The organism is Bradyrhizobium sp. LA2.1, from assembly GCF_040547725.1.
In the GTDB taxonomy this organism is placed as follows: domain Bacteria; phylum Pseudomonadota; class Alphaproteobacteria; order Rhizobiales; family Xanthobacteraceae; genus Bradyrhizobium; species Bradyrhizobium barranii.
Genome location: NZ_JBEPQI010000027.1, coordinates 50,788 through 75,202 on the forward strand (window position 1 = coordinate 50,788; position 24,415 = coordinate 75,202).

Annotated in this window: 22 protein-coding genes and 1 tRNA gene; 15 read left to right on the forward strand and 8 right to left on the reverse strand. The window is 61.0% G+C overall.

The annotated features are described in order from the left end of the window. Positions 1-3: 3 nt before the first annotated feature. The 6 genes from ABIB95_RS37615 to ABIB95_RS37640 form a co-directional block, all read right to left on the reverse strand. Positions 4-627: a FliH/SctL family protein gene (locus ABIB95_RS37615; RefSeq protein ID WP_063981200.1), complete on the reverse strand. Its 624-nt coding sequence runs from the start codon at positions 625-627 to the stop codon at positions 4-6. Further along, positions 627-1,718: a flagellar motor switch protein FliG gene (gene fliG, locus ABIB95_RS37620; RefSeq protein WP_028153248.1), complete on the reverse strand. Its 1,092-nt coding sequence runs from the start codon at positions 1,716-1,718 to the stop codon at positions 627-629. Before fliG ends, ABIB95_RS37615 begins: the two co-directional genes overlap by 1 nt. Positions 1,719-1,735: 17 nt before the next feature. After that, the gene (gene fliF, locus ABIB95_RS37625) at positions 1,736-3,346 is read right to left on the reverse strand and encodes a flagellar basal-body MS-ring/collar protein FliF (RefSeq protein WP_354247343.1); all 1,611 of its coding nucleotides are present in this window, start codon (positions 3,344-3,346) and stop codon (positions 1,736-1,738) included. A 188-nt stretch (positions 3,347-3,534) separates the two neighbouring features. Beyond that, complete coding sequence (gene sciP, locus ABIB95_RS37630; protein WP_002714638.1) at positions 3,535-3,810, reverse strand: CtrA inhibitor SciP; 276 nt, start codon at positions 3,808-3,810, stop codon at positions 3,535-3,537. 372 nt (positions 3,811-4,182) lie between these two features. Then, positions 4,183-4,890 (reverse strand): flagellar hook assembly protein FlgD, encoded by a 708-nt coding sequence (locus ABIB95_RS37635; RefSeq protein ID WP_085399144.1) that lies wholly within the window; start codon positions 4,888-4,890, stop codon positions 4,183-4,185. A gap of 13 nt (positions 4,891-4,903) precedes the next feature. After that, positions 4,904-6,466, reverse strand: a complete 1,563-nt coding sequence (locus ABIB95_RS37640; protein WP_354247346.1) for a flagellar hook-length control protein FliK — start codon at positions 6,464-6,466, stop codon at positions 4,904-4,906. Between the two features lie 357 nt (positions 6,467-6,823). On the opposite strand from ABIB95_RS37640, the gene mnmA reads away from it, so the two are divergent. The 9 genes from mnmA (at position 6,824) to ABIB95_RS37685 (ending at position 17,333) form a co-directional block, all read left to right on the forward strand. Continuing rightward, positions 6,824-8,005: a tRNA 2-thiouridine(34) synthase MnmA gene (gene mnmA / locus ABIB95_RS37645; RefSeq protein ID WP_063981204.1), complete on the forward strand. Its 1,182-nt coding sequence runs from the start codon at positions 6,824-6,826 to the stop codon at positions 8,003-8,005. A 21-nt stretch (positions 8,006-8,026) separates the two neighbouring features. Further along, a complete protein-coding gene (locus ABIB95_RS37650; RefSeq protein ID WP_166080997.1) occupies positions 8,027-8,665 on the forward strand; it encodes a class I SAM-dependent methyltransferase in 639 nt (212 codons plus the stop codon). Positions 8,666-8,819: 154 nt separating this feature from the next. After that, positions 8,820-9,182 carry a hypothetical protein gene (locus tag ABIB95_RS37655; RefSeq protein WP_028153254.1) on the forward strand — a complete coding sequence of 121 codons (363 nt, stop codon included), beginning with the start codon at positions 8,820-8,822 and terminating at the stop codon, positions 9,180-9,182. A gap of 263 nt (positions 9,183-9,445) precedes the next feature. Then, positions 9,446-9,522: transfer RNA gene (locus tag ABIB95_RS37660), tRNA-Met, on the forward strand. A gap of 599 nt (positions 9,523-10,121) precedes the next feature. After that, entirely contained in the window at positions 10,122-11,318 is a 1,197-nt protein-coding gene (locus ABIB95_RS37665) for a phosphoribosyltransferase-like protein (protein ID WP_354247351.1), read from the forward strand. After that, complete coding sequence (locus tag ABIB95_RS37670) at positions 11,315-13,222, forward strand: hypothetical protein (protein WP_354247354.1); 1,908 nt, start codon at positions 11,315-11,317, stop codon at positions 13,220-13,222. Before ABIB95_RS37665 ends, ABIB95_RS37670 begins: the two co-directional genes overlap by 4 nt. 5 nt (positions 13,223-13,227) lie before the next feature. Then, positions 13,228-14,343, forward strand: coding sequence for a hypothetical protein (locus ABIB95_RS37675; RefSeq protein ID WP_354247357.1), 1,116 nt, complete (start codon positions 13,228-13,230; stop codon positions 14,341-14,343). Between the two features lie 248 nt (positions 14,344-14,591). Then, a complete protein-coding gene (locus ABIB95_RS37680; RefSeq protein ID WP_354247360.1) occupies positions 14,592-16,319 on the forward strand; it encodes an HAD hydrolase family protein in 1,728 nt (575 codons plus the stop codon). A 15-nt stretch (positions 16,320-16,334) separates the two neighbouring features. Beyond that, positions 16,335-17,333 (forward strand): PfkB family carbohydrate kinase, encoded by a 999-nt coding sequence (locus ABIB95_RS37685; RefSeq protein WP_354247363.1) that lies wholly within the window; start codon positions 16,335-16,337, stop codon positions 17,331-17,333. Between the two features lie 4 nt (positions 17,334-17,337). On the opposite strand, the gene ybiA is transcribed toward ABIB95_RS37685, so the two are convergent. Next, a complete protein-coding gene (gene ybiA / locus ABIB95_RS37690) occupies positions 17,338-17,838 on the reverse strand; it encodes a riboflavin biosynthesis intermediates N-glycosidase (protein ID WP_354247366.1) in 501 nt (166 codons plus the stop codon). 646 nt (positions 17,839-18,484) lie between these two features. Between ybiA and ABIB95_RS37695 the strand changes: the two genes are divergently transcribed. The 6 genes from ABIB95_RS37695 to hxsC all read left to right on the forward strand — a co-directional run bounded on the left by ABIB95_RS37695 (position 18,485) and on the right by hxsC (position 24,207). After that, positions 18,485-19,969, forward strand: coding sequence for a hypothetical protein (locus ABIB95_RS37695; RefSeq protein WP_354247369.1), 1,485 nt, complete (start codon positions 18,485-18,487; stop codon positions 19,967-19,969). Between the two features lie 293 nt (positions 19,970-20,262). Next, on the forward strand, positions 20,263-20,769 hold the full coding sequence (locus ABIB95_RS37700) for a hypothetical protein (protein WP_354247373.1): 507 nt from the start codon (positions 20,263-20,265) through the stop codon (positions 20,767-20,769). A gap of 151 nt (positions 20,770-20,920) precedes the next feature. Continuing rightward, positions 20,921-21,202 carry a His-Xaa-Ser repeat protein HxsA2 gene (gene hxsA2, locus ABIB95_RS37705; RefSeq protein ID WP_354247376.1) on the forward strand — a complete coding sequence of 94 codons (282 nt, stop codon included), beginning with the start codon at positions 20,921-20,923 and terminating at the stop codon, positions 21,200-21,202. Continuing rightward, positions 21,177-21,536, forward strand: a complete 360-nt coding sequence (locus ABIB95_RS37710; protein WP_354247378.1) for an HxsD-related protein — start codon at positions 21,177-21,179, stop codon at positions 21,534-21,536. The genes hxsA2 and ABIB95_RS37710 overlap by 26 nt, the downstream gene beginning before the upstream one ends. A gap of 17 nt (positions 21,537-21,553) precedes the next feature. Further along, the gene (gene hxsB / locus ABIB95_RS37715) at positions 21,554-23,002 is read left to right on the forward strand and encodes a His-Xaa-Ser system radical SAM maturase HxsB (protein WP_354247381.1); all 1,449 of its coding nucleotides are present in this window, start codon (positions 21,554-21,556) and stop codon (positions 23,000-23,002) included. Continuing rightward, positions 22,999-24,207, forward strand: coding sequence for a His-Xaa-Ser system radical SAM maturase HxsC (gene hxsC / locus ABIB95_RS37720; RefSeq protein ID WP_247302535.1), 1,209 nt, complete (start codon positions 22,999-23,001; stop codon positions 24,205-24,207). Before hxsB ends, hxsC begins: the two co-directional genes overlap by 4 nt. Here hxsC and ABIB95_RS37725 read toward each other — a convergent pair. Further along, entirely contained in the window at positions 24,146-24,415 is a 270-nt protein-coding gene (locus ABIB95_RS37725; RefSeq protein WP_354247385.1) for a DUF2274 domain-containing protein, read from the reverse strand. The two genes, hxsC and ABIB95_RS37725, sit on opposite strands and share 62 nt — an antisense overlap.

The window sequence follows — 24,415 nt, forward strand, 5'->3', positions numbered from 1 at the left end:
GGCTTAGCTCCCCCTGCGGGACGCGATATAGCGTCCGACCATTTCGTCGATCTTGGCCACGATGGCGCCGCGCTCCAGCACGACGCCGCCGTCGGCCCATTCGATCCGGCAGTCGCCGGTGGCGATATCGGGCTCGGCCAGGATGACCAGCCGGCCCTCGAAGCCGCTCTGCTTGGCGAGCCGCTCCATCTTCTCGCGCGCGCTGTCGTAGAGCGCGTCGTTGATGCGCACGACGAGATGCGGCGTCGCGACAAGGTGCGAGAAGCAGTCCTTGACCAGCGCCATGATCTCGCCGAGCGGTTCGGCAGCGACCAGATCGGCGCACAGCTTGCGCGCCACCGCCACCGCCACGTCGACCGCCTCGGTCTCCATCTTGGTCTCGATGTTGCCGATGCCGGCGGCGACGCCGCGGACACCGATGTTGATCTCTTCCATGGCGAGCGCGACGCGGCGGTCGCTCTCGGCCTTGGCTTCGCGCTGGCCGGCGGCAAAGCCGTCCTGATAGGCGCGCGCCTCGGCTTCCGCGATCTTCTGGGCGATCTCGGCGGCGGTTGCAGCCTTCTCGCGCGGCGACCGCTCCGGCGCTGCGAAGTCGGTGTCGAACAGGAATTTTGCCGGGGCGCCCATCAGTACACCAGCTCGTCGTCGGCGCGGTTCTTGGTCAGCATGATCTCACCCTTGGCGGCGAGGTCTTTTGCGAGGTTGACCAGCAGCGCCTGGGCCTCGTCGACGTCGCGCAGGCGGACCGGGCCCATCGCCGCCATGTCGTCCTGGAGCATCTTGGCCGCGCGCGAGGACATGTTGCCGAAGAAGAAGTTGCGGACGTCCTCGTTGGCGCTCTTGAGCGCGACGCCGAGCTTGTCCTTGTCGACATTGCGCATCAGGGTCTGGGCCGAGCCGGAATCCAGCTTCACGAGGTCGTCGAAGGTGAACATCAGCGCCTTGATCCGCTCTGCCGATTCGCGGTTGTCCTCTTCCAGCGAGGTGATGAAGCGGGTTTCGGTCTGGCGGTCGAAATTGTTGAAGATTTCCGCCATCACCTCGTGGGCGTCGCGGCGGCGGGTCTGTGACAGGTTGGACATGAATTCGGTGCGCAGCGTCTTCTCCACGCTCTCGATCACCTCCTTCTGCACCGCCTCCATCTTCAGCATGCGGTTGACGACGTCGAGCGCGAGCTCCTCGGGGAAGATGCCGAGCACGCGCGCGGCGTGTTCCGGCTTCAGCTTCGACAGCACGACTGCGATGGTCTGCGGATATTCGTTCTTGAGGTAGTTGGCGAGGACCTCTTCCTGCACGTTGGAGAGCTTTTCCCACATGTTGCGGCCGGCGGGGCCGCGGATCTCGTCCATGATGCCGTTGACGCGCTCCGGCGGCAGGTACTGCTGCAGCAGCCGCTCGGTGGCGTCGAAATTGCCCATCAGCGCGCCGGAAGCCGACATGCGCGAGACGAATTCGAGCAGCATGTCCTCGACCGTATCGACCTCGACGGTGCCGAGCGTCGACATTTCCAGCGAGAGCTGGCGCACCTCGTCGTCGTCGAGCATCGACCAGATCTTGCCGCCATATTGCTCGCCCAGCGCCAGCATCAGAATCGCGGCGCGCTTGGGTCCCGTCACCGCTTCGGTCTTGCCGCCCGCGCGGCTGCCCTGGCGGGCACCGAGCGTCGAGATCACGCTGGTGATGTCGTTGGAGTTGGCGTTTTGCAGGTTGCCGGCCATGTCAGTTCACTTCTCGATTATTTCGCGGGTTCGGTCAGCCATTGGCGGATGATGGCGACGGTTTCGTTGGGGTTGCGCTCGGCGAGCTCGCCGACGCGATGAACGGACTGGGCATGGACCTGGCCCTGAATGGTGGCGACGTCGATCGCGCTCGCGGCGCCGCCCGGCAGCAGCGCCTGCCCGGCAGGCGCGGTCTCCTCCGAAGCGACGGGGCCGGCGAGGGCGCCGGAGATCGCGGCGGCGACCTCCTCGGAGGCGAGGATGCGCTTGACCAGCGGCCGGATCACCAGGAACAGCACGACCAGGCCGAGCAGCATCATCACGCCGAGCTCGACGAAGTACATGACGTCGTCCTTGGTGAACTGGAGCATGCCAAGGAAACCGGAGGGCTCGGCGATCGGGGCGGTGGAGGGGGCGTCGGCAAAGCGCAGGTTGACGACCTCGACCTGGTCGCCGCGCTTCTGGTCGAAGCCGATCGCCGAGCGCACCAGGGTGGCGATGCGATCGAGCTGTTCCTTGGTGCGGTCCGTGTAGGCGAGCTCGCCCTTGTCGTTCTTGGAATAGATGCCGTCGACCAGCACGGCGACCGAGATGCGGTTGACCCGGCCGGCCTCGGTCACCTCGGTCTTCGTGGTGCGGGAGATCTCGTAATTGTTGGTCTCTTCGGTCTTCTTGCTCTGGTCCTTCGCCGTCGGACCGCTGTTCTGCTGGTTGCCTGGCAGCTCGTTGTTGACGGTGACCTGGCCGTTGTTGTCGGCGGTGAGGCTGCTCTCTTCCCGGGTCTGGCTCGAGCGCAGCACGCGGCCCTCGGGATCGAACTTGTCCGAGGTCTGGGTGATCTTGTTGAAGTCGAAATCGGCGGAGAGCTGGACGCGGGCGCGGCCCGAGCCGACCACGGAGGAGACGATGTCCTCGACCTGCTTGCGCATCCGCTTCTCGAAGGCGGTGCGGCGCTCGTCGCCGACCGCCTGCTCCGGATCGGTCGCGGCGCCGTCGGCGAGCAACGAGCCGGCCTCGTCGACGATCGAGACGCGCTGCGGCTTCAGCCCGTTGACGGCGGAGGCGACGAGGTGACGGATGGCGCGGATCTGCTGGGCCTCGAGCGAGCCGCGGACCCGCACCACGATCGAGGCCGACGGCTCCGGCGCCTCGCGCGAGAACAGCGGGCGCTCGGGCAGCACGAGGTGGACGCGGGCCGCCTGGATGCGGTCGATGGCGCGGATGGTGCGGGCGAGCTCGCCTTCGAGCGCGCGGAGATGGTTGATGTTCTGGACGAAAGAGGTGGTGCCGAGCGCATCCGACTTGTCGAACACTTCGTAGCCGACGCCGCCGCCCTTGGGCAGGCCGCCTTCGGCGAGCTTCATCCGCAGGCGGGTGACCTTGTCCTTGGGGACCATGATGATGCTGCCTTCATTGCGCAGCTCGAACTGGATGCCCTGTCGCTCCAAATCCTTGATAATGCCGGAAGAATCCTCGACCGAGAGGTCGGTGAACAGCGTCGTCATCTGCGGCGTGGTCACGCGCATGATGACGAACGCGAAGAAGCCGATGAGCGCGGCGGTGACCGCGATCATCGCCCCGAACCGGGCGGCGCCGATACCCTTCAAAAAGTCCGCAAGACCTTGCAAGCAACCGCCCCGAAGCTTCGACCCGCAACCGAGCGGTCGACTGGGCAATTATTGCCTAGGTGATGGTTTCGATATGGTTAACGAAGGTTAAGAGCTGGGACAAAAGTCGCGCCAAAAGGAAACATGAAAAAAATCGGCCTCGCGGTGCGAGGCCGATTTTCGTCAAAAGCTGCAGATTTCCGGATCGCTTACTGGCGATATTGCTGGATGCGGGTGGTGCGAAGACCCGCCAGACCGTGCTGGTCGATGGAAAACTGCCAGGAGAGGAATTCGTCGACCGTCAGGGTATAACGGCTGCAGGCCTCCTCGAGGGAGAGAAGTCCACCACGCACAGCGGCGACGACTTCGGCCTTGCGGCGGATGACCCAGCGTTTGGTGCCGGGTGCGGGCAGATCTGCGATCGTCAGCGGACTGCCGTCCGGCCCGATGACGTATTTTACCCTCGGGCGATGGGGTTCTGTCATGGCGTACTCACAAACTCTCAACCACTGAACTCACGCCGTAACCCTACGCGTGCGGGCTTAAAAATCCGCTAAGCCTAAGGCTTCAATACAATTCTCGTTGAAAATGGCTGGAACACAGCCGGCCCGGAGGGCTGGACACCATGATCCGAGCCGGCCGAGCGGGGTCTTCGTAAATACTTTACTAACGAATGGAGCCGGCGAAGCCCCAACTGTCGTCCCTGGGCGCGCGTAGCGCGAGCCCGGGACCCATAACCCCAGCGAGTAGTTTGACGACGACTCGGGGTTACGGTCTCACGCGAAAACGACGTCCTGCGGTGATGGATCCCCTGAGTTCGCGGGGATCACATCTCGTGTGTGGCGAGGCGCGCGCCTTTAGTTGCTGCTGGTGGCGATGATGCTCTTCACCTGGCTCAGGGTGTAGCTGGCACCGTCGATGGTGAGCAGCGGCGGCGACTGGGTCAGGTCGACGGACGACACCACGCCCTGCACCTGCGCGGCGATGCCGACGTTGTTGTTCGCGACATCCTTACCCGTCGCCGTGATCGTGTACTTGCCGTCCGGCCATTGCGTGCCGTCATTGCCCATTCCGCTCCAGGTGAAGGGAATGTCGGTGCCGGCGGCGGCGGTATATTTGCCGGTGAACACGGTCTGGCCGGTGGAATTGGCAACCGTGATGTCGACGGTCGAGTCGGTCGGCACGTTGAGATGCCAGGTCGCCGACGAGTTCGTCATGGTCGCGGTCGAGCCGTCGACCAGCGCGGTCTTGCCGACGAAGCCCAGCGCCTGAGTCGCCTGCGTGGTCTGTTGCAGGGTGACGAGCTGGGACAGTGAATCGTTGGTCTTGAGCTGCTGCTCGACGCCGGCGAACTGCACCAGCTGCTGGGTGAACTGGTTGGTGTCGAGCGGATCGAGCGGGTTCTGGTTCTGCAGCTGCGTCGTCAGCAGCGTCAGGAAGGTCTGGAAGTTGCCGGCGAGCGTCGCGCCCGTGTTCGAGCTCAGCGAGTTCGACGAGGACGACTTCGGGACGTCGGTGGTCCCGGAGACGGGCGTCGGGGCGGTGGCGGCATTCGTGGTGGTCATGTTCGAATACTCCTCACACTCTGATGTCGACGCCGCTGCTCGATCCGAGCATGCGGCCGTAGCTGCGCCCGACGGGCGCCGCAGCAACGGTGTCGTCTTCGCTGATGATCAGCCGGCGGGCATTGCCGCCATTGTCGTTGTTCTGGCCGGAATTCTGGCCCGATGAATTCTGGTCGCGCAGGCTGAAGGACAGCCCGTTGCTGCCGGTCTTGAGGCCGGCATCGTCGAGCGCGCGCTGCAATTGCGGTGCGTCCTGCCGCAGCATCTGCAGCGTCTCCGGCTTCTCGACGGTGAGATGCGAGGTGACCTGGCCGTTGCGGTCGACATTGATGCGGACGTCGATGCGGCCGAGGTCGATCGGATCGAGGCTGATGTCGAAGCGCGTCTTGCCGGCACGCGCGGCGGCTGCGATCTCGACCGGCACGCCGCTGATCGGCACGGGCGTGGAATTTGCCGCGGTCGCGGTGAGCGTCGCGGTCGATGCGGTGGCGGCCGACGTCGTATTGGTCAGCGGCGCCTGGATGGTGGAGGCGGCCTGCGCGCTGGTGTCGGTCGTGGGCACCGCGGCCTGCGTGCCGGCATGCGCGTGCGTGGTTGCCGTCGCCGGCGTCGCATCGGAGCGGTCGGAGGCGCCGGCCTTCGCGTCGGTCGGGTTCGCCTCGGCCTGCGGCTTGGCGGCTTGCGCATGCGCGGTCGTCGCCGCGGTTTGCGTGGCGTTCGCCTGGCCCGCGTCCTGGCCGATATTGGAGACGTCGCTCTCGCGTTGCGCGGTCGCGACGGCCTTGAACGAAGGCTTCGGCGTGCCCTGGTCCACGGCGGCGACCAAGCCGCCATTTGTCTTGGCATCGGTCGCGGTGCCGTCGGTCGTGCCGGTGGCGGCATCGCCCAGCGTTGTCGTCGTGTCGGTATCGACCTTGGCACCCGCGGTCTTGGCGCTCTTGTCGCTCGCCGTGGCGGTGTCGGTCTTGCCGCCTGCGATCTGCGCCGCGGTGGAAGCGCTGGCGGCGATGCCGGCGGCCGCAATCGTCAGCGGCGAGGCGGCGGCATCGCTGGCCTGGCTCGCGGCCGCGTTCGGATCGACCGGTACCACGGGCGGGGCCACCACGATGGCGTTCGGATCGGGCACGGCGACCTGCGCCGCGTCGGGCTGCACGGCGGCATCGGCGGTGGCGGCAACGGTGCCGTCGGTCTTGTCGCCCTTGGTGCCGTCGGCTTTCTCCGACGATTTCGCGTCGGAGGTCTCGGACTTGTCCTTGGTCGGCTTGGCCGGATCGGCCGTCGCGTCGTTCGCGGTGGGGGCCGATGTGTCGGTGTCGTCGTTCGCCTTGCTCTGCGAGGGCTGGTCGGTCGCGGCGGTATCGCGCGGGCTCTTGTCTGGGGCGGACGACGACTCGGTCCGGCGCGGCGCGGTGTCCTGCGGCGGCGCGTTGTTGCTGATCGCCTGGGTGTTGCTGTCGACCAGCGAGCCGAAGGAGTCGTTGCTGGACGTGTCCTTGGAGCTCTGCGACCGGGCAGGCTTTTGCTGCGCGCTCTGGACTTGCACGCTGGCTGCTACGTCTGACGCCCGACCGACCACGGAAAACCTCTTGGAAACATCTTCAGCATAGAGGTAGCAAGGAGCGGGCCAGCTTCCTGGAGATCTATTTTATCTAGCAAAATCAATTAATTGGGTGATTTTCGCCACCGCCGCGAGGAACGCAAGAGCCCCGCCATTTCTGCCTCCCCGGCAAGAATTGCCCTAAGCGGCCGCCCGCGTGATTGCTTCACCGGAATGCGGCCTATATTAAAGAGCTGCTCTCAGCCGCTTTCGACCGGGCAGTCGTGCCCCCGGGGGAACCAAAGTTCCCGGGGAGCGTCGATGTCCCGCCGGAAGCCGAAGAATGTCCAAGTCATCGCGGATCGCGAACGCCGCCGTCACAACGCTTTAAGGCCCATGCTGAACAGTCTGGATCTCGAAGGCCGTCCTGAGGACACCAGGGTCGTCGTTGCCATGTCGGGCGGCGTCGATTCCTCGACGACGGCTGCCCTGCTCAAGGCCGAGGGCTATGACGTCGTCGGGATCACGCTGCAGCTTTACGATCACGGCGCGGCGACTCATCGCAAGGGCGCCTGCTGCGCTGGCCAGGACATCCACGACGCCCGCGACGTCGCCGCCAAGCTCGGCATTCCCCATTACGTGCTCGACTACGAGGATCGCTTTCGCGAGTCCGTCATCGACAATTTCGCCGACTCTTACGCGCTCGGCGAGACGCCGGTGCCGTGCATCGAGTGCAACCGCTCCGTCAAGTTCCGCGACCTCCTGAAGACCGCGCGCGAGCTCGGTGCGCAGGCGCTCGCCACCGGCCATTACGTGGCCTCGCGCCGCCGCGACGACGGCTCGCGCGCGCTGGTCTGCGCCGCCGACAGCGACCGCGACCAGAGCTACTTCCTGTTCGCGACCACGCAGGAGCAGCTCGACTTCCTGCGCTTCCCGCTCGGCGACATGACCAAGCCCGAAACGCGCGAGCTCGCGCGCCGCTTCGGTCTCGCGGTCGCCGACAAGCACGACAGCCAGGACATCTGCTTCGTGCCGACCGGCCGCTATACCGACATCATCACTCGCCTGCGTCCGAACGCGATGGACCCCGGCGACATCGTCGATCTCGACGGCCGCGTGCTCGGCCGGCACAACGGCATCGCCAATTTCACCGTCGGCCAGCGCCGCGGCCTCGGCATTGCCGCTCACGCACCGCTGTTCGTGGTGCGGCTGGATGCTCCGGGCCGCCGCGTCGTCGTCGGCCCGCGCGATGCGCTGAAGATGCACCGCATCGTGCTGCGCGACGTCAACTGGATCGGCGACGGCGACATCGACCGCGCCATCGGCGCCGGCCTCGAGATGTTCGTGCGCGTCCGCTCGACCCGCAGCCCGCAGCCGGCCTGGCTGCGCGGCGGCAACGGCCATTACGAAGTCGAGCTCGTCGCCGGCGAGGAGGGCGTCTCGCCCGGCCAGGCCTGCGTGTTCTACGACGCGCCCTCGGGGCAGGCACGCGTGCTCGGTGGCGGCTTCATCCAGAGCGCCGCCGCGAAAGTCGCAACGAGCACTGCGAGGCCGCTGGTGGAAGCGGTACGCGGCTAGAAAATTTCCGGGGCAGGGGGCATGGCAGCAGACATCTCGCGGGCCGGGGTCGAGAAGGCCTATGGCCGCTGGGCGCCGGTCTACGATCTCGTGTTCGGCAAGGTCTTTGACGCCGGACGGCAGTCGACCATCGCGGAGGCCGACCGCATCGGCGGCCGCATCCTCGACGTCGGCGTCGGCACCGGGCTTTCACTCTCCGATTATTCGCGCACCACGAAGATTTGCGGCGTCGACATCTCCGAGCCGATGCTGCGCAAGGCGCAGGCGCGCGTGCGCGCGCTGCGGCTTAGCAATGTCGAAGTGCTCTCGGTGATGGACGCGAAGAATCTCGCCTTCCCCGAAAACTTTTTCGATGCGGTGGTCGCGCAATATGTCATCACCGCCGTGCCCGATCCCGAAGGTACGCTCGACGAGTTCGTACGCGTGCTCAAGCCCGGCGGCGAGCTGATCCTGGTCAACCACATCGGCGCCGAGCGCGGCCCGCGCAAGCTGTTCGAGCTCGCCTTCGCGCCCATCGCCCGCCGCCTCGGCTGGCGCCCGGAATTCCCGTGGGACCGCCTCGTCAACTGGGCCGCCAGGCACCGCGGCGTCACGCTCGCCGAGCGCCGCCCGATGCCGCCGATGGGGCACTTTTCGCTGATCCGCTACGTCAAATCGTGAGCGTGATTTGCCGGGATCGCGCCGTCGGCCAGCACTGTTGCCGCGCAAGGCGTCTCGAAGGATCGGCCGCGAGGAAACCGCCAGCCAATTTCCCGCGCTTCAATTCGCCGTGCGTCGGCCGGAACCTCCGCATGGCCGGAGACGTTTCCCTCCCATGCGCACGACATCAAACATCATCCTGGCCAGCCTCCTGATCGCCGCCTCAGGCAGCGCGATCGCGCAGGCCCCGCCGCGACCTGCAACGCCGCCGCAAGCGACCGCGCCGCCATCGGCCCAGCACGCCGCCAATTGCATGCCGCAGGATCGCCCGAACCGCGCCACCGCGCCCGACGGCACCACCACCGGCCAATCCCGGGAACCGCTCGGCGACAAACTGGCCAAATCCGACGGCGTGCTCTGCCCGCCCTCCGGCGTCGATCCCGACATGCACGCTCCGGCGCCCTCTACGGACGGTGCCATGCCGGTCATCCCACCCCCCGGCAGCCCCGGCGGCGACCCCACGGTCAGGCCGAAATAGGGTGATTCTGCCCTCTCCAATCTCGTCATGCCCGGGCTCGTCCCGGGCATCCACGTTCTTGGGCCGGCGGGCGTGGTGGCCAGGACAAACCCAACTATGACGGATTCAGCGATAAATGGGCCAGTATTCACAAGCCGGCTTGCCCCGCCGTAGCCTCGGCGAAGGCGGGAAAAGGCGGTCCACTTTGCTTGACAGCCCGCCGCCCCCTTCCTTATATGCCGCGCGTTCGCGAGATCGGCCTTATTCGGCCCTCGCGACCCTGTGGCGGGGTAGCTCAGCTGGTTAGAGCACGGGAATCATAATCCTGGGGTCGGGGGTTCGAGTCCCTCTCCCGCTACCAACAAAATAAGCCTTTTTTGCAAAGCTAGCCGCGTCTGTTCACGTTCGTACCACGTCTCGTACCACCGTATGCCGTGGCGATCGAAGCCTTGAGAAATAAGTTTCCTTTAGTTTTCAACGCCCTTTCGCCTCCTTGCTCCGGGGGCGCAAGGGCCATCCGACGATGACCCGGAATTCGTGCACATTGGAGTTCGAACTGCGATTTCGACTGGAGAAGTGAATCCTTGGATTGTCTCCGCCGAATTGATCTGGCCTAGAGGCGATGCAGCGCTTGCCACCCTTGGGTTCGAGACAAATGGCGAGGACACTGGCTTTCCGACGGAGTTATTGGCCGTCGGTGTCGCCCGAAATTAAAGCCGCTCCCGAGCCGGCCGAACTGACCTTGGGTCATGCCCGATCGCGCCAGATCTGCGTATTCAAAACCGGGGCCTAGGAATCACGGTTTGGCGCGAGCGATCGTCTGATCTTGACGAACGCGCACTCTTGGCAAGCCGCGATCCAGCCCGGCGCTGCGTCGTTAGCCTTTCGGCTAATCCACCATCGGTTGCTAGGTCGCTTGCTACCAGTATAACGAGTTGCCAGTCGTTAGCCGCGCTCGCGGTGATTCGCGACGATCTCGGGCTCGATTTTGTTCTTGAAGAGGCTCATTTGAACGACAGGATGGCGCTAAGTCTCTTGGCCGAAATTATGGGATGGCCAGAAGACGATCAGACCGTAGCAACTCACGAATACGCTTGGCTACGAATGATGTCCGCGGTGAAGTACGATGGATACTCGTATTTCCGAGCCGGGGTGCGATTTCTCGAAAGCTTGGCGACTTGGCTGAAGCAGTTCGATCCGAAAGACCGGGCTGCAGCATACGATTTCATAAAGCGGCGGCTCGTTTACATCTCGCTGCCCGAAATGCAGCGCCTCGTCGAGACCTTCGTACCCGAGATCGTTACCCCGCATCTACGGCAAACGGTCGCGATCGGGCTCGGCATCAAACCCTACGAGGTCTGGACCAACAAAATCGGCGCGGATGCATTCAAGCGATGCCTGCGAAAGACGCTGTTCGTCGGGATGAGTGACGGAAGCCGCATCGACATGCTCCGGCGCGCGAACGCCGGTCGAATTTCGACCGAGCAGGTTGTACCGATGATGAACGTGGACCGAGACAAATGGCGGGATCTCAGTAAGAACCTTCAGGAGGCGCAAGGCATGTCGCCCGGTGAGAAGTTCGATTGTGTGTACCTCATCGACGACTTTACCGCGTCAGGCACGACTTTCATCCGACAAAACAAAGAGGGCGAGTGGAAGGGCAAGCTGAAGAAGTTCAACGATCTTATTCGGTCCGCACGCCTTGACTTGGTGGACGACTTCCCGATCGCAGAGCAGTACGAGTTGCACATCCATCACTACATATCGAGCGCTCAGGCCCGGGGGGCGTTGCTCCAGCGGCTGGAATTTGCCAAAGCGCAGTGGAGCGAGTGGACCTGCGCGGCGCACACGGTAACCGAAAGCCTCCTTCTTCCCAACACGCAGCCGCTATCGCGTCCAAATGACGACAGCATGCTCGACCTCGGCATCAAGTATTATGACCACGAGATTTTCACGCGCGCGGAAAAGCATTGTCGTGAAGCTGGTCAGGCCGACATGAAGCTCGGCTATGCCGATTGTGCTCTCCCCATCGTGCTTGAGCACAACACGCCGAATAACAGCATCCCGTTGCTGTGGGCGGAAACGGAAGGGAAGGGCGGCGCGCACAAGATGCGCTCGCTCTTCTATCGACGCGATAGACACGGGTCCCTGCAATGACTAATCCGTTCCTCAGGCGCGCTACCGAATACATCCGGGACGATTCCGCGTTTCTTGCGATCGTCAGCCCGGAGCCGCTCACGACGTTTGTCGCTAAACATAAGAAGCGCGAGCTTCTGTTCGATCATCCGGTCCGGGTTATCGGAACGCCGGGAAGCGGCAAGACGATGATGGCGAGTCTAGTCGAGTTTCGACTTATCGAGTCGATCCTCCGCGACCAGAGCAGCGAGAACAACCGGTCGCTGGCCTCAGTTCTCGCAAGTTGCGGCTTTACGCAGGACGAGCGCCCCACAATCGCCGCCGTCAGAATACCGATGGAATCCGAATATCGCGACTTCTGGGAGCTTCCGTATGAGCCCGCAGTCAAAACCAAGCTCGTACTGGCTCTGATCCAGGCTCGCACCATTCTCGAATTAGTACGCAACGTTACCGCGAACCGGCGACGTCGCGTGAGCGACATCAAGTTCGTTCCGCGGGACGGCGCGGGAGCGCAGCTCGAGCAAATCGGTGGATCGGACGCGGAGAGCATCGTCGTACGCGCTCGCAGCGTCGAGCGCGCCATCTATTCCATCGGAGCAAGCCTACTTCCTCCCTCCCTTGAAAATATCCCAAAAGAGGCGAGCGAGCCCTATCAGCCTTTCGAGGCTATACAGGAAATCGAAATCGATTGGGACGGAAGTCCCTGCCGCCTTCGTCCACTGACGATACTCGATGATGTGCACACACTGCATCCGGAGCAGTTTGAAGCGCTCTTCCGAGCGATCGCGCGGCGTGAGATCCGGTTCGCGCGATGGATGATGATGAGGATGGACGCGTTATCGCCCAATGCGGTCTTTAGATCGGCAGACGCGGATGCGTTGCCAGGCCTCAAGGCGGAGCGCGATTATCTGGATATCTTCATGCAGACTGATAGCGTTCGACACGACGAGCGCCGTCAATTTCGCAGGATGGCAACCGACATGGCGGATCGTTACCTCCGTCTTGTGCAGCCGCTTCGCGACCGGAACTACAATCGGTTTAGAGACCTTCTGAGCGAAGAGCCTCCTAGGCTAACGACCGGTCAGCTCAATGAACTGCGTGCTCTTATCGATCGCGAACAGAGAGATCGTGGGATCTCGCAGGATCGCCAAGGCAAGATCAAGCAGATCGTCGATCGTTATATCAAAGGCGCAAAATCGATCGATCTCGGCGAAGATGTTCAGTTGATGATGTATCGCGTTTTGCTCCATCGCTATATCGTCCGCACTACGGGACTGACCGGCAATCTCTTCGCGGACGATCCGGAACCACGCCAGCCATTGCGCGTAAAAAGTACTATTGCGGACGCGGCCCGTCTGATCCTCAACGACAAGTTCAATCGTCCCTTTCACTTCGGACTGGACGATCTCTGCGACGCCAGCAACGAGAATGCGGAAGTCTTTCTGCAATTGGCGGGCGCGCTCGTCGAGAGAATGGAGACGAAGGCGATCAGAAACCAAGATCCGGCATTGACGCCTGCGCAGCAACAAAGCGCGTTGCGCGACAAGTCGAAGGAAATGATAGATTCTTGGAGGTTTCCGTTCGCACGAAGGGTGCGCGCCTTAGTTGACCGGTTTGCAGTCGGTTGCCGGGACGTGTCTACCGAACCCAATGCATCCCTGGGAGCGGGCGCGAATGCGATCGGGATTCTTGAAGTCGAGATGAAAGACTTGCTAGCGAGCGAAAGCGAGACCGCTCTGATACTTAAGTATGCGATCGCCTACGGTGCGATCGTGGCGATCCGCGACTACGGTCAAGGAGGAAAGAACTGGTGCCTACTCGAATTGTCCGGTCCCGTTTGCCTTGCGTACGGTTTGACTCTCAATCGAGGTGGATTTCTGGAGCGCCGCACCACTGATCTTACCTTGGTCGAAGAAGAGGTCTGAGACTCATGCGCCGCCATTGGGAGAACTGCGTTACCCATTTCGACGATGGTGTTTATCGGTTCATCGACGAATACTTTTCTCAGTCTTCCCGACATTGCGTCCTTGTGGCTGGAGCCGGGTTCGATCCTAGAGCCAAGTGCATCGCGCAGGGGCTTTCGGCGGCCATGGGGTCGCGCGTGCATGGTTTCTTCATTCGGGAAGAACGCGGCGACCCGGCTGTCAACCTAAGGGAGCTGGCTAACGAGAATGAGGCGCAACTCAAAGCGATTATTGCCGACGCCCAGATCGCTCATATCCCGATTTTCTCCGCTGACGACCAGGCTCCCATCGGGGGGCACGGCGTCCGCGCCGCGCTCGAAAAGTACGATTGGCCCAAGGAAGTCACCGACATCGTGCTTGATATGAGCGCACTGTCGACAGGGGTCGGATTTCCCTTGGCCAAGCTCCTGCTCGAATATGCCGAAGCGAATCCCAGCGTTAGCTTGCATGTGATGCTCGTCTCGAACCCCGAGCTTGACGACCGGATAATCGGAGAGCCGTCGCCGCAAGTGCAATCCGTTCGGGGTTATTCGGGTCCGTCGGGGGGCTACGAGCCCCTTCCTGTTGCTCAGGTCTGGCTGCCTCAGCTTGGGCGCGGCCGGGTCGAGACGCTGCGTAGGATACGGAGCACGCTCGACAGCGTATATAAAGTGTGCCCGGTAGTGCCTTTTCCGGCGCGAAACCCGAGGAGGGTCGATGAGCTTCTAGCCGAATATCAAGCGCAGCTCTTGAACGAATGGCAGGTCGATGCGCGAGATATTATCCATGTGTCGGAACGCAACCCACTCGATTGCTATCGGACGATATCGACACTGAAGTCGCGATACGATCAAACGGTGGAGGGCGTGTTCTTCCCACAACTCATTCTCTCTCCGTTTGGCAGCAAAGTGATCGCGGTCGGCGCAATGATGGCTGCGATAGAGCACAACCTTTCCGTTCAGTACGTCGAGACGTTGCGTTACGAGTTCGAGCCAATCGAAACGAAAGAGTCGGGCGCGCCACCCGACATGGCTGTTCACGTCTGGCTTCACGGGCCTGTCTACGGGAGCTACGATATGACGTCCGAAGCAGTGGCTGGCTAGCGTAATAGGCGTCCGGCATGGACCGGCGAACAAATTCGGTAGGGCAGATGACTGCGGTGTTCACGGCCAAGGTAAGTGGACTACAGAGTACCGTTTCGGCGGTGTGCGGAAGCGAGTTGGGGGCCTTAACCGAGGCTCTCGAGCGTGCTGCCGACTATCCCGTGGTCGCTGTCGGAAGCGGCGGCTCGGCAGTTGCGGCCGAGTTCTTATCTTCTTGCAGGACGTGGCTGCTCCACTCAGCGACCGCCGTGACGACGCCGATGGCATTTGCGCTTGATCCCGTATTGCCGACATGGGGCGTCTGGCTCTTCACCGCGGGCGGCGAAAACCCGGACATCCGGGCGGCGTTCCAGACGGCAGTAAAAGAACACGCCCGGCGCATCGATGTCGTCACCGCGCGTGGTAGAAGCTTGATCGCTGGCGCGGATACGGACGATGTCAGACTCCACGTCGTTCCGGTTATTGATGAGAAGGACGGATTTCTAGCAACGCACTCGCTCACTTCAACTGTCACTTCGCTGCTTCTGGCAAGTGATCAGGTTGCGGGACATGGAGTTGCTGAAAGAAGCGATCGAGTGAGGACCAGATCGGGCAACCTCCTGTCGTCCTCGAGTCGGGACCGGACTATGGGGATGGTTGCGGAAGCTTGGGATTCTGAGCGCGATACTCTAATCATCCTGCATGATCCCGCTTTGAGCGCTGCGGCTGTCATGATCGAAACCAGTTGCTGGGAAGCGGGGCTCTGCAGGGTACAGCGGACGGATTTTAGAAACTTCGGGCACGGTCGGCATGTTTGGCTCGATCGGCATGCTGACCGCACCGTTCTGCTTTCACTAACTTGCGATCGCAGCCGGCCGTTTTGGGAGTCGATCAGATCCTGTATCCCATCGACGATACCGCGGATGCACTTTGGCTTCGGAGCAGCCGGACGGCATACTCTTTTTGATGCGGTTTTGACCTCGTTCGGAATCGTTGAAGGCTTAGGGACGGCGGCAGGTATCGACCCAGGAAAGCCCGGTGTCGCACCTTTCGGACGGACGATCTATGACAGCCAGGATCTGCTCGTTGCAATTGAGAGCGAAGATGCTGCGACGCGCCGCAAGCGGCGTTCGGAGCAAAGAGCCGATGAGCCTGATAGAATGGCCGCTCCGTGGAGTTCGCGGCGTGACGAATTCATCGAGCGTCTCGGTGCCGCAGAGTTCGGCGCTCTGATCCTGGACTACGACGGGACGATGGTAGCGACAGATAAGAGGGGAAAGCTGCCGACTGAGCCAATCATAAACGGTGTCCGGAAGCTCCTCGATGGTGGTGTCGCGATCGCGCTGGCGACCGGCCGAGGAGGGTCGGTCGGTGAGGAATTGCGGCAGTGCCTTTCGGCCGAGCATTGCGAGCGAGTGCTCGTTGGATACTACAACGGTGCCTACATCGCTCCGTTGTCCGAGGATATTCGAGAATCGCATCTGGAACCGGACGCTGCAATATCGGATGCTTTCGGTCGTATCCAGGCCGGAGCCGCGATGTTCCGGAACGGATGGCTTCCAAAGGAGAATCCGTTTCAAATTACGATAGCGATCGACAAGCTGGCGTCGTCGGCGGACGGCCTTCGTCGGCTGCGGGAGATCGTGGAGGCGCGCCCAGGGTTGAAAATGGTCCGCTCCGGCCACTCGATCGATATCTGTCCCGTATGGGCGGCTAAACCGCGCGTCCTGAATGCCATTCGAGCCAAGATGGTCGATGCTCAGCTTCAAATGCTCGCGATCGGTGATAGCGGCGATCGTCATGGCAACGACTACGATCTGCTGGGAGAGGATTTCGGACTGAGCGTGGATCGTGTTTGCGAGCGTGAGATTTCCTGTTGGAATCTTTTGCCAGGCAACGTCTCAGGTCCTGATGGTCTGCTAAGGATACTTGCCGGCATGCGCCTGAAGGGTACGGGCAGCGCGCAACTAGATGTATCCATATTGCGTCGGCCCTGATAGAATGTTCATGTTATGGTCCAATTGAGAGCCAGAGCGAAAACGCCGCCCTCGGCGCGCCCTGCCGTTGCAGGCACCGGTCTGACAGCCGTCGACCGTATCTATGCGGACGCGCACACCGCTCCGACGGAAGCGCTCGGTGGTTCTTGCGGGAATGTTCTTCTGTCGCTTGCGATGCTGGGCCATCCGGTCTTCCCCGTCGTCAATCTTGGCGATGACGACCTCGGCCGTTTTCTGTTCGATGAATTCGAGAAGGCGGGGTGCGAGACGCGCTATGTCTCAAGAGCCGGCACTGGCACTTCTCCCGTTATTGTTGAAATCGTTGATACCGTGAACGCGACTCATCGGTTCACTTCGACGTGTCCGCAAACGTCAGTCCGTTTTCCAAAGTGGCGATCGATTGATCATGACCACGTTTGGCGAGCTGCCGAGACACTGAAATCCGTGTCTGTTTTCTACACGGATCGAGTTTCGGAAACGATCATGCTAGCGATGGAAGAGGCAAAGCGAGCGGGGGCTCTTGTCTTCTTCGAGCCGGCGTCAGTTGACGACGATTTGTTCGCCAGGGCTGTTCGTTGCGCTACCGTCATCAAGCTGTCCGATGAGACTGCTGGAAAACAGATTGCTGACGACGATCTTGATCCTGAAACGATAGTCATCAGGACACACGGGGCGCATGGATTGACGGTTTCGAACGGAAAGGTTCGGCGTCATTTTCCGTCCAGCTTTGCTCCGCGCGTAATCGACACGTGCGGATCGGGCGACATGGTGACGACCGGCCTGCTGGATCTCGTTCTGAAGCGCTGGTATCGCGAAGGAAGCTGGAAGGTCGAAGATATCTTCGATGGAATCAAAGTCGGGCAACGCCTTGCAGCGCTAAATTGCGGATTCACCGGTGCTCGCGGACTTTTCCTGGCTGCCGGTGCGAGCCACGTTCGCGAGATGCTCGATCAAGGCATCGACGAGACGTCCACCTCGTACGTGACAACGCTCGGAAGCTGTAGCCGCGGCTGAAGTTCTATTCAGCCGCCTGCATGGTGATCTTGCGTCGCCGCTTGTTGCTGGTTTGCCCGATGCGCTCGCGGACTTCCATCAACATTATTCCGAGCATGTTCTTTCCGCCCCTGCCCGGCACCTCGCCCCAGAGCCTGTTCACGGCATTGTCGACGGTTGCGGTCTCGATCAACACGGCATCCTTGGTGTTGAGAAGGATAGCCGCCAAATCGGGGTGCTGGGTGAACTTCGCCATGAGCACAGCTCTCATGCGGTCGAACTTTATTCTCGACCAGTCGGGAGCGATGTCCCACTGATAGAGGCCATGCGCCGCCATCGCGAGCAATGCTGGTGAGGGGGCGGCCATGAGCCAATCTCGCACCTCTTCCTTGCGTGCTTTCCCAGCCTGGTACGCGTGCTCGGAGGTCGGATAGACGCGCTCTTCAAATGTGATCGGCCGCCTGTAGAGATTGCTGAACACGCCGTACGGCTTTTCGCTTGCACGATAAAAGCGGATTTCCTTCATCGCCGACCTCTTGTGAAGACTCAATTTCTACATTATTGCATAACAGTGGCCCGCAGAAAAGCTGAAATTCAGGGTTCTTTGGGACGGCCCGTCAGCCCCGAAGAGGGTGCGGTCGAGGCTGTCGCCTTTGTCATTCAGTTCAAGAAATCCTCGCGATTGAAAGACGCGGCGTTGGCGCAGTTAGTTGGCGTGAACCAGTCGAGCGTCCACCGCGCGTTGAACCGCAGGCCACCTCGGCTCACTCCGACTCTTGTCGAATTATGCAATTATGCAAAAAAGAGGCTTGCGGTCGACACTGTGCAACACGCCGATAGCGGAAGGGAGCAGCTCGCCAAAGCAGTCGCAGGGGTATGGGACGGGTCACCTGAGGGGCTGAACAAATTGCTTACCTTCCTGCGAGATCTTGCTCATCTCGTCGCTCGCGACTAAGCGCGAGGCCCTGGCGGGCCGCTGGACGTCGACTGGAAGCATCGGGGGGCGTTCCGTAGGATTTCGCGAGCTCTCGGGCGAAGCTCCGGATTCAGTTGCATTGACGCGCCTGACACGCGTCTGCAGAACTGTGGAAGGGTTTATGGACGGGCTGGTCGCCGTCTGAGTTCGACCGTGCCGATCTATTTCGGTGCCGGCGCGCAACATGGAGCATTGGATGGAGCGTGATCTCGAATCGGAGCGCATCGGTCTTATCGGGGAGCAACAGTTCCAGCTTCTATGTGCGCAGGCCGGTCTAGTTTGCAACAAAAGCACTGTCGATGTGATGGGTTGGGATTTCATCGTCGAGTTCCCGGCAAAGCACTTCGGGGGTGACGCTGCGTTAGACCAGCGCCAAGCCAAGGCAGTTCGCGTGCAACTGAAATCAACAGTTGGACGCACGAGCAGCCGAGTGCGGCTAAGCCTCTCTGCGGTTGATAGGCTCGCGAAGGATGCGCATCCTTCCGTCATTGTTGTTCTTCGCATAAGCCAGGAAGGTAAGTGCCAATCTGGTTATCTCGTGCATCTTATCGGCGACGAGCTCGGAAGGGTCCTGAAAAGGCTTCGCCTGGCCGAGGTGGAAGAGGCGCGCGACATCAACAATACGGACATAAGCTACGACTACGAGAAGGTTGGAGCGCGCTTCGAGCCTACTGCCGAGGGAATGCTGGAAGCCCTGTCTGCGATCTGCCGGGCGGATACCACCATTTACACCATAGAAAAGCAAAGGCAGCTCGCAGAGCTCGGCTACGAAAGGGGACGGTTCGAGGCGCAGGCCATCGCGCACATCGAAGGCCCGCAGCATCTGAACCACGTGCTGCTCGGGCTAGCTCCGATCAAGCCGAAGCAGCTCCAAGTATTCGACATGCGATTTGGCATTCGGCTGCCATATCAAGGACCGCTCTTCGATGATCTCAACGAATTGGTGTTCACGCCTCCTAGTCTTGGTCCCTGCGTAGTGTCCGTCCGAGGGGGAGGGTTCGAACGAGCCGCACGGTTTGATGCCGAAATGTTCATTGGACCGCCTATCGACGATATCGATGGGCCGGACCTATTAGTTCGACATGCTGATTTTCTAGTGCGAATCACGCGCGGCGGAGCGAAGTTCGAGACCGCGCGAGACCTGGACAATGTTCAGCGTTCTCTCGAACAACACGCGGAGCTTGCGCGAGCGCTTTCGTTAATGGCAGTTGGTCAGGCCGAGCTCACAATCTCCGGAAACTCACGCATTCCGTCGATCTCGCTACCGGTCGGCGATTTGCTCAGCGGCCCATACATCGACGAACTACCGGCGATCTCCAGGTTCTTGGACGGATGGCAAATGCTTTTGTCGAAGGCCGGCGTCGCTTCAGGCGTCCCCTTCAATTTTGATGAGATCTGGACGGCTGATGAGGCGCAGGTTGCGGTCGAGATGCTTGTCAATCCCAGGCCAGTTATGCGGCTGGAATTCCAAAGACTCAGCGATGATGATGGGCCACAATCGCTCGAAGCTCTCCTATTCCGAACGTGCTCGTTGGCTGACGCCACGTTGACCTACAGTGCGAAAATAACCTTCGAGCAGACGGACGACCCCGTCTGGCGCACTTCGAAGCGATCGACGTTCGTCCTATGGTCGAAGATCTCGATGAGTATGGTTTCGACCAGGGCGAAGCTAGGGGCATAGCCCTGCTCCTCGACCCGCGGAGCTTGAGAATGGATCGAAAGCAGCACAGTCGAGGGTGAAACAGTTGGGGTCTGTGGCTAAGCTTCAAACGACAATCATGGACTTGGCGATATTGGCGCCGATCGGTCATCACGGTGGCGCCAGGTCGCGCCCGCTGAAAATCCGCGCGAATCCTTGAGCCAGAATGAACTTCTCCCTGCAGGAGTTCTCGTGCAGGCTTGCTCGCGCACCTAGAGAAGGCTGCAGGCAACAAAACGATGCTGGCGTCGCCTCGGCAACTACCGGTTAGGATCATGATCAGGGACGTTACGAGCGAGCTTCAATCGCTGCTCTCCAGTGAACTAGGCGAGACAATCGACGCGCTCACAACGCTAAATAAGCATTTCGGCCGCGAGACCCGGTCGATCGCGCTCGGGGAAGTTTCGGAGTCCCTGATCGCGGCTTACACAGGGGCGGTGAGGAGCGAGCGGAACACCAAGGGACATGATTTACTCAAGGGCGAGCTACTGATCGAAGTGAAGGCCCGCCTGATCGATCGCTATCAGAATACGTGTCAGTTCAATTTCCGGAGGCACTCGGCGCGGGCTCATATCGCGTTCTGCCTGGCCTGGTGTATCGACACGAACAATCGGCCGCTGCTCGAACAGGTATTCGAAGTCGAAGTACCGTTCCTGATCGCCACCTTCGCCAAACCGAACCAACCTCTGTACTGCGCACGCACCACGCTCGGCGCGCTCAGAAGGGAGGCGCTGGATAACCGGTCTATTCGGGAAGCGCCAATCTCCAATCGAGCCGTCTGAGCCGCGGTCTGATTGACCTCAAGCTACTATGCGAGCGCCCCTACTTTTGCAACGCAGCATACGGCGCGGGAATAAAAAATAGAACTATAGACTTTACGCGCTCGCAAGTTGTAAGAATGCCTATTCACTAAGCAAATATGTTGGGGGCTATATGAAGGAAAAATCAAAAGCCGTGCTTTCGCTTGGCGCTGCGCTTGCATCGCTTACCGGTATGTCGGTTCAGGGCGCTGAGGCCAGGACCGCAATTGCCAACGATACAACCGCGGTAGCGGCCGAAAATACCGGCACTAAGCCTAAGGCAAATGGCTACTATCAGGCGGGGGAAGACCTTCTCGGGTTCGTCATGACGAAGCAGGCCGACGGCACCATCGTCGCGGGACATAGCTCCCACGCGTCGCATGCTTCACATGCCTCTCATGCCTCCAGCCGCTAAGCTTCCTGCGGCGTCTCAGGTCGAGGTAGCTGTCGATTTCGATTCAAGCATCCAAAGCCTGAGCGCTTTGGATGCGGCAGCCTATCGTCTGATCGGATTGGCGACCTGCCAGGTTGACCGGGCAGGCGACCGCTATATTTGCCGCTTAGTTTCTTCTGGCAATCCGCAAAAAGGAGCCGTGCTCAGTTCGGACGAACTGAAGGAGCGGTTTCTGTACCTTGTCGCCGACGAAAACTTGCGGATTCGCGTCGCTGAAAAAACCGAAGGCGTTCGGAACGTCATCCTCGCACTTGCCTTCGGGGCCCTGGCCACTAACCAAAATAATGCCGGATAAAGTCCTGCCGGAGGACCATGGCGCGGTTTTTATCTCCTGAGACCTTCAGAGCGGCAACCGAAGATCTATCGTTGTTGCCGTTCAATTTTGAGCGCACCGGAGCAAACCAGTATCTCGTCGCCAACATGATCGGCGATTTCATCCGCCTGACGGAGGATGAACTGAGCAGGCTTGTCGACCTTCGGGTCCGACCCGGCGACGGCCTCTACGAAAAGGCCTATGCCGGTCATCTGGTCACCGGAGCGAACCAGAAGGCGCAACGGCAGCTTTTGGCGGCCCGGCTGAGAAGCCGGATGTCGTTCCTGCAGCAGACGACCCCGCTTCATATTTTCGTCGTGACGCTGCGGTGCGAACACTCTTGCCCATATTGCCAGGTCTCGCGTCAAAGTACCGACCGCTCACGCTTCGACATGAGCGAAGAAACCGCGATGCGTGCGCTCGACATCGCGTTCGCCAGCCCGACGGCACGGATCAAGATCGAGTTCCAGGGTGGGGAGCCACTTCTCAATTTTCCGCTGATCAGGAAGATTGTTGCCGCTGCGAAACAACGGTCCGGCAAGAAGCTCGACTTCGTCATCGCCTCAAACTTGGCCTTGTTGGACGACACCGTTCTCGAATTTTGCAAAGAGAACAACATCCTGCTCTCAACTTCCCTTGACGGTCCAGCCGACCTGCACAACAAGAACCGTCCCCGACCCGGTGCAAACAGTCATGAACTAGCTGTTGCCGGAATCCGGCGAGCCAGGGAGATCTTAGGTCCCGACCGGGTCGGGGCCTTGATGACTACCACGGAGGCGAGCCTCGACCGCGTCGATGAGATCATCGACGAATATCTCCAACTGGGGCTGGATGGCATCTTCCTGCGCCCGCTTTCTCCGTTCGGATTTGCGATCAAAACGAAGCAGTTCTCCAAGTACGACGCGCAGAAGTGGCTTGCGTTCTACGAGCGTGGATTGCGCCGGGTTCTTGAAATCAACCGACAGGGTACCCCGTTCCGAGAGTTCTACGCGGCGTTGCTTCTCACACGGATGCTCTCGGACCGTCCCATTGGCTATGTTGATTTGCGCAGCCCCGCCGGCGCCGGCCTTGGCGCGCTGGTCTACAACTATGACGGCAGTGTTTTCGCTTCGGATGAAGGCAGGATGCTGGCCGAGACCGGTGACGACGCGTTCCGGCTCGGTCACGTCGAACACGACAGCTATAATTCTCTGATCCTGTCGGATAAGCTGGTTGGCGTGATTTCGTCGTCGCTGACGCAGTGCGCGCCCGAATGCTCGACCTGTGTGTATGAGAGCCACTGCGGGGCGGACCCCGTCTATCATCACGCGACGCAGGGTGACACCCTGGGAATCAAGCCTCTATCGGCGTTTTGCGCTCGGCAAAAAGGGATCATCGGTCTGCTGCTGGACATTCTTGAAAACTCTCCGGAAGATGCCGCCATCTTGCGACGGTGGGCGGCCGCATGACCCTTCCTCTCTATGGCACAGCCTCCCAGAGCGTTGGATTGTTCTCAGATAAGGCCCGCTCGGTCGTCAGGCTCCGGTCGGTAGACAGTACCGCCGAACGTCACCTGGCGGATTTTGCGCTTGCCAGAACGCCAGACGACATCCGGCGCGCGATAGACGCCGACTGGCCGTCCATCCTTGTCGTCTCCGACGGCGCGATCGATCTACCCGGCGCGTTCACAGGACGGCTCGTCGCGGTCCCCCCGAAGTATGATTATCTCGCGGACGGCGATGTCATCGGCTTCGATCATGCGTCGAGGAAATTCCGCACGCTGTATCGCCGGAATTCGGCGCACAACTCGTTTCTGGTCACGGAACGGTGCAACAATTACTGCCTGATGTGCTCGCAACCACCGAAAGATGTCGATGACCGGTGGATCCTGAGCGAAATCAAAGAAGGCCTGCCTCTTATTGATCCGGCAACCCGTGCGCTGACGTTCACCGGTGGAGAGACCCTGTCGGATTGGGAAGATTTCATCGCCGTCCTGAAGGAGTGCCGCGATCGGCTGCCGGCGACCGCCATCCAGGTGCTGACCAACGGCCGGGCGTTCGCCCACTCGCGGATCGTCGACGCTTGGAAAGATGTCGGCCATCCGAATCTGATGGCCGCCATTCCGGTCTATTCCTCGATCGATCACGTGCACGATCACGTCGTGCAGGCGAAGGGTGCGTTCGACGAGACGATTCTAGGCATCCTGAAGCTGAAGGACCGGGGACAACGAGTCGAAATCCGCGTCGTGCTGCATGCATTGACCGCCCCGATCATCGAGGACACGAGCCGTTGGATTGCCCGCAATCTGCCGTTCATCGATCACGTCGCCTTGATGGGTCTCGAGAATACGGGCTTTGCCATTGCAAACGATGCCCTGCTCTGGATGGATCCGGTGGATTATGGCGACGGGCTCGCCAGGGCCGTCGATCACTTGAGCGCCGCAGGCGTCAACGTGTCGGTCTATAACCTTCCGAAATGTGTCCTCCCAAAGTCAGTCTGGCCGCATGCGCTCCAGTCGATCTCGGACTGGAAGAATGGCTTTGTTGAAGAATGCGATCGATGTGACGAGAAGGACGCTTGCAGCGGCTTTTTCACGACCGGACGCCCGCGGTTCAGCCGCGGCGTACGCGCGATCGCTTCCCAACGAGACGAATTGACCGCCTCGGCGGATTAGCAGGCCAAGGAGCCAGGAGAACGAACATCAAGATCGGTAATGGTCTCATCGCTGCTGCGGTTGTATGCGGCATCTCCGCAGCTCCCATATTTGCAAAGACCAGGTCCTTGGCATAGGCGACGAGATCCCGGTGGAGCGCGGCCGGCAATTCAACAGTTACCCTGATCGGCTTGTCGTCAGCGATCGCGCCGAGCTTGAGCTTGGTCAT